Raw genomic sequence first — 6,386 nt, forward strand, 5'->3', positions numbered from 1 at the left:
ACCAACTACGCGTTGTCACCTTCCGTGGAAGTCGTTCCCTTCCCTTGCTCCGTACTCTTGACGCCCCATTTCCAGCCGCTGATCTCAGGCATGTCATCGCCATGCTCCTCGATGTACTGCCGGTGCTCAATGAGTTTCCCGCGGAGCGCCTGCTTGAAGTAGGCTGCGCGGGCGCCGAGTTGCGGCAGCCGATCGATGACGTCTTCGACAAGATGAAAGCGATCGAGCTGGTTGAGAACAACCATGTCGAACGGTGTCGTGGTCGTTCCCTCCTCTTTATATCCTCGAACGTGCAGATTGTCGTGGTTGGTGCGCCGGTAAGTCAGGCGATGAATCAGCCAGGGATATCCGTGGAACGCGAAAATGATCGGCTTGTCCTTGGTGAAAAACGCATCGAAATCGCTATCGGAAAGTCCATGCGGATGTTCGCTCGCGGGCTGCAGCTTCATGAGGTTGACGACGTTGATGACACGCACCTTCAGTTCGGGCAGGTGCTCGCGGATCAACTGCACCGCAGCCAGCGTCTCAAGTGTCGGAACATCGCCGCAGCATGCCATCACGACATCGGGTTCGCTGCCCTTGTCGTTGCTGGCCCATTCCCAAATGCCGAGGCCCTCGGCACAATGCTTGATCGCCTCGTCCATGGTGAGCCATTGCGGCGCCGGTTGTTTACCAGCCACGACGACGTTCACGTAGTTGCGGCTGCGCAGGCAATGGTCGGTGACGGAAAGCAGCGTGTTGGCATCCGCCGGCAGATAGACGCGGATCACCTCGGCTTTCTTGTTGACCACATGGTCGATGAAACCCGGATCCTGATGACTGAACCCGTTGTGATCCTGCCGCCAGACATGCGAGCTCAGGAAATAGTTCAGCGAGCCGATTGGCCGCCGCCAGGGAATGTGGTTGCACACCTTTAGCCACTTGGCGTGTTGATTGAACATCGAGTCGATGATGTGGATGAAGGCCTCGTAGCAGGAGAAGAAGCCGTGGCGCCCCGTCAGCAGGTACCCTTCCAGCCAGCCCTGGCACTGATGTTCGCTCAGTACCTCCATCACGCGGCCATCGGGTGACAAGTGATCGTCCTCCGGATAAATCTCCGCCATGTAGCAGCGGTCGGTGACCTCCAGCACGTCCTGCCAGCGGTTGGAATTGTTTTCATCAGGACTGAACAGCCGGAAGTTCTTGCTGTTCAGATTCAGCTTCATGACGTCGCGCAGAAACTTACCCATGACCCGGGCAGATTCCGTCGTTGTCGCTCCGGGGCTCGGCACCGAGACGGCGTAGTCGCGGAAGTCCGGCATCTTCAAATCGCGCAGTAGCAGACCACCGTTTGCATGCGGGTTGTCGCTCATCCGGCGATGACCGGTGGGTGCCAGCGAGGCAAATTCGGTGCGGAACTTGCCGTTCTCGTCGAAGAGTTCTTCAGGCTTGTATGTTTTCATCCATTGTTGAAGGATCTCGATGTGCTCCGGCTTATCCATGTCGCCCATCGGAACCTGATGCGCTCGCCAATAGTCTTCGCACTTCTTGCCATCGATTTCGCTTGGGCATGTCCACCCCTTGGGAGTGCGGAAGACGATCATCGGCCAAGCCGGCCGTTTGAGGTTGCCCTTTTCGCGGGCCTCTGACCAGATCCTCTTGATCTCTGCGACGGCGGTGTCCATGGCTGCCGCCAGTTGCTGCTGCACCTTGTCGGACTCATGCCCTCCCACGAACAGCGGCGCATACCCCATGCCCTCGAAGAATTTCCGCAGCTCCTGCTCGGGAATGCGAGCGAGGAAGCACGGATTGGCGATCTTGTAGCCGTTGAGATGCAGGATCGGCAGCACGCATCCGTCGCGGGCGGGATTGAGGAACTTGTTGCCGTGCCATCCCGTGGCAAGCGGCCCCGTTTCCGCCTCCCCGTCGCCGACGACACAAGCGACGATGAGATCCGGATTGTCGAACGCCGCGCCGTAGGCATGGCTCAGGGCATAGCCCAGCTCACCACCTTCGTGAATGCTTCCAGGCGTTTCGGGAGCGACGTGGCTCGGGATGCCGCCGGGAAAGCTGAACTGCTTGAACAGCCGCTGCATGCCCTCCCCGTCCTGGCCGATATTCGGGTAGACTTCGCTGTAGCTCCCCTCCAGGTAGGCATGCGCGACCAATGATGGCCCACCATGGCCAGGCCCGATCACATAGATCATGTTGAGATCGTCGCGCTTGATCACACGGTTCAGATGCACATAGAGCATGTTCAGGCCGGGCGACGTTCCCCAGTGGCCTAGAAGGCGCGGCTTTATATGCTCCCGCTTCAGCGGCTCTTTAAGCAACGGATTGTCGAGTAAATAGATCTGCCCGACCGAAAGATAGTTCGACGCCCGCCAGTAGGCGTCCATCCGGCGAAGTTCCTCGGCTGACAACGGGGTCTTGCCCGAAGCTGTCTCTTTCATCACTGCGGTTTCAAGTGAAGTCATCTGAGCCTCCCCGCCCAAAATGGCAATGCAGAATCTCTTCAGTTTGTTGTCACGCAAGCCTATGCTGTCTCGGCACTATATGACCGTCGGTCTTGCCCTCTTCCATCCGGAGGAAAGAGGCGGCGGTGCTCTCCAGGCACTCACTCCTTGGAATAAAAGGGCGTGCTCGGCTTCATGAGCCCTCACCGTTCGCAGAGGACATTGCTCCAAATCTTATGAGCAGGCGCGCTACTGGGGGTAAAGCGAAAGCGCCGGCTCTGTCGTCAGGGTCAAGCGTCAGGTTGGCCGTCAACCCAAATGTTCCATTGAAAAATTCCGCGTCCGGATCAAGTCGCCCTCACCGGCAAGCCCGACACTTCATCGTCGATGACAAGAGCCGCTTTCATGGTATCGAACATGAAAACTTGGCTGCCGGTTGATTGGCAGCCTGTCCGTCGCCCATGTCAGATGGCGGTTTGACAAGCTCCCATCGTTGTCACACCTATAACGTGCATATTAGTCCAATTCCCCCACAACCCAGCGTGATATCATCAGAAAAATCTAAAGTAAACCTGTTGCAACGGTTCCGCAATCGGTTCCCGCAACGCGTTTCCGCGCGAGTGAGGCAGGCGCCGAGACTGATGACAGAGGCTGCGTTGTTGCATGGCAGGCCGGAAAGACGAGCCGCATGCCGCTTGCAGAAACGACATTGGCCCCCGCACGGGAGGCCGATAAAGTGTTGATAATATTGGAATATAGGCTTCGGGGGGCAGGATTTGTCCCTTTGTTGCTTCGAACGGTCCAGCGGGCTGTTGGATCAAGTTTTGCTGGAAGCCCGAATGCCTCGGTTTTTGGTAATTCCGCACTCAATCGGCGTCCACGGCGATAGAGCATACGTGATGCTACGGGTATCATCACATAAGAGATGCTACCATCTAACCGTGAATATTTCTTGCTGGACGATAATTGGGAGGCCTGCATGTTACTTGGTGCCCCTTATTTTCCTCCCTCTGACATGCTGTCGACATCCGGTGGGCTCGGCATCCACTTCCTTTACGACAAAGACGCTGGTTGCGCCCACGCGCGAGCATTTGGGCAATCCCACCCCGTTCGTTAAGGGCGAGCGCAGTCTCAAGCACGACGAGCGGCGCTGGAGTCTTCGGGCCAGCGGTAGGATCTTGGGGATGATGTGATGTGGGATACTGGAAAGCCCGCGGATGTCGGACTTGAGGGGAAGGATTGGTTTTGGGGGCGGAATTTGGGGTTTTCTGTCCCGCTTGGTGGGCTTTGCCTCCTTGCGGGCCCCTGAGAAGGCGTTAAATCCTCGACCCGTTACCAAACACAAAAAAGCCCGCTGTACGCGGGCATTTTGTATTTGGTTGCGGGGGCAGGATTTGAACCTGCGGCCTTCAGGTTATGAGCCTGACGAGCTACCGGGCTGCTCCACCCCGCGTTACCAGCGTAAACCGCTAAGCGGTTTATCGCGCCCGAGCAAACCGCGTTGCGGTTTGTCCGCCCTGAGCGAACCCAAAGGGTTCGTCGGAGCTTGAGCAAGCCGTTTGCGGTTTGCGTCATCCACGTAAACCCGGAGGGTTTATCGTGTGTTCCCTTGGCACCATATTTCGGAGCCGAGGTATAAGTGCTTTTCAGAAGCGACAAAGGCCGCTTGCTAGCGGCCTATTGTAACACGGCTAGGCCGTTTTAGTGACGAGAAGATTTTAGATGAGTTGCGTTTAGCAGACCTGGCAGTGACCTACTCTCCCGCGTCTTGAGACGAAGTACCATGGGCGCAGGGGCGTTTCACGGCCGTGTTCGGAAAGGGAACGGGTGCAGCCACCCCGCCATAACCACCAGGTCAGCGAAGCGCAACTTGTTAGTCCATGCGGTCCGCATGGACTAACAAGTTGCTCTTCTCTGGCGCAGATGCCTTTCCTTCTCGCTTGTCGCTCGAAGGGGACCTGCGCTGAGCATCCGGACACCTCGAAGTTGAGGCGACAGGGAGCACATCGTAGCCATGCTTTTGCATGGATGTTTGAGAAGCTGGATTTTGTTTATTGAACACGTCTTTGGACACTCATCTTTTGATGAGCACGAGCAATGGGAACGATCAAGCCAATCGAGCTATTAGTACCGGTAAGCTTCATGCGTTGCCGCACTTCCACACCCGGCCTATCAACGTGGTCGTCTACCACGGCTCTGATAGGGAACACTCGTTTTCAGGTGGGTTTCCCGCTTAGATGCCTTCAGCGGTTATCCCTTCCATATATAGCTACCCTGCTATGCCCTTGGCAGGACAACAGGTCCACCAGAGATATGTCCATCCCGGTCCTCTCGTACTAGGGACAGATCCTGTCAATATTCCTACACCCACGGCAGATAGGGACCGAACTGTCTCACGACGTTCTGAACCCAGCTCACGTACCGCTTTAATTGGCGAACAGCCAAACCCTTGGGACCTGCTCCAGCCCCAGGATGCGATGAGCCGACATCGAGGTGCCAAACAACCCCGTCGATATGGACTCTTGGGGGTCATCAGCCTGTTATCCCCGGCGTACCTTTTATCCGTTGAGCGATGGCCCTTCCACGCGGGACCACCGGATCACTATGACCGACTTTCGTCTCTGCTCGACTTGTCAGTCTCGCAGTCAGGCGGGCTTATGCCATTGCACTCGACGACCGATTTCCGACCGGTCTGAGCCCACCATCGCGCGCCTCCGTTACTCTTTCGGAGGCGACCGCCCCAGTCAAACTACCCACCATACACTGTCCCGGATCCGGATAACGGACCGCGGTTAGACATCCATGACGATAAGGGTGGTATTTCAAGGATGGCTCCACAAGAACTGGCGTCCCTGCTTCAAAGCCTACCACCTATCCTACACATGCCGACACGAATGCCAGTGTAAAGCTATAGTAAAGGTGCACGGGGTCTTTCCGTCTGACCGCAGGAACCCCGCATCTTCACGGGGAATTCAATTTCACTGAGTCTATGTTGGAGACAGCGGGGAAGTCGTTACGCCATTCGTGCAGGTCGGAACTTACCCGACAAGGAATTTCGCTACCTTAGGACCGTTATAGTTACGGCCGCCGTTTACTGGGGCTTCGATTCAGAGCTTGCACCCCTCCTCTTAACCTTCCAGCACCGGGCAGGCGTCAGACCCTATACGTCGTCTTGCGACTTCGCAGAGCCCTGTGTTTTTGGTAAACAGTCGCTACCCCCTGGTCTGTGCCACCCTCACATACTTGCGTACATAAGGGTCACGCTTCTTCCGAAGTTACGCGTGCAATTTGCCGAGTTCCTTCAACATAGTTCTCTCAAGCGCCTTGGTATACTCTACCTGACCACCTGTGTCGGTTTCGGGTACGGTCTATACGGTGGAGCTATTTCCTGGAACCGCGTCCCTGCAAGATCAATCCAATAAGACCTTACAAGTTGAGCAATCCGTCACTTCCACCAGGCCCACGAATATTAACGTGGTTCCCATCGACTACGCGTGTCCGCCTCGTCTTAGGGGCCGGCTAACCCTGCTCAGATTAACTTTAAGCAGGAACCCTTGGTCTTTCGGCGAGAGGGTCTCTCACCCTCTTTATCGTTACTCATGTCAACATTCGCACTTCCGATACCTCCAGGACGCCTCACGGCTATCCCTTCATCAGCTTACGGAACGCTCCGCTACCACTCCTCAAAGAGGAATCCTCAGCTTCGGTGCATGGCTTTAGCCCCGTTACATTTTCGGCGCAAAGACCCTTGACTAGACCAGTGAGCTGTTACGCTTTCTTTAAATGATGGCTGCTTCTAAGCCAACATCCTGGTTGTTTTGGGATCCTCACATCCTTTCCCACTTAGCCATGACTTGGGGACCTTAGCTGGAGGTTAGGGTTGTTGCCCTTTTCACGACGGACGTTAGCACCCGCCGTGTGTCTGCCTGGTAGTACTTCCCGGTATTCGGA

1 protein-coding gene, 1 tRNA gene and 2 rRNA genes (1 of these 4 running past the window's edge) are annotated in these 6,386 nt (G+C 56.2%); all 4 read right to left on the reverse strand.

Features of this window, described 5'->3' with window-relative positions; all coding sequences use genetic code 11:
- Positions 1-5: 5 nt before the first annotated feature.
- The gene (locus tag CCGE525_RS18970; RefSeq protein WP_120705637.1) at positions 6-2,456 is read right to left on the reverse strand and encodes a phosphoketolase family protein; all 2,451 of its coding nucleotides are present in this window, start codon (positions 2,454-2,456) and stop codon (positions 6-8) included.
- 1,355 nt (positions 2,457-3,811) lie between these two features.
- A tRNA-Met gene (locus tag CCGE525_RS18975) sits at positions 3,812-3,888 on the reverse strand.
- 287 nt (positions 3,889-4,175) lie between these two features.
- A 5S ribosomal RNA gene (gene rrf, locus CCGE525_RS18980) occupies positions 4,176-4,290 on the reverse strand.
- A gap of 248 nt (positions 4,291-4,538) precedes the next feature.
- Positions 4,539-6,386: ribosomal RNA gene (locus CCGE525_RS18985) — 23S ribosomal RNA — on the reverse strand; it runs 1,081 nt beyond the window's last position.

The sequence above is a fragment of the Rhizobium jaguaris genome, from assembly GCF_003627755.1.
Taxonomy (GTDB): domain Bacteria; phylum Pseudomonadota; class Alphaproteobacteria; order Rhizobiales; family Rhizobiaceae; genus Rhizobium; species Rhizobium jaguaris.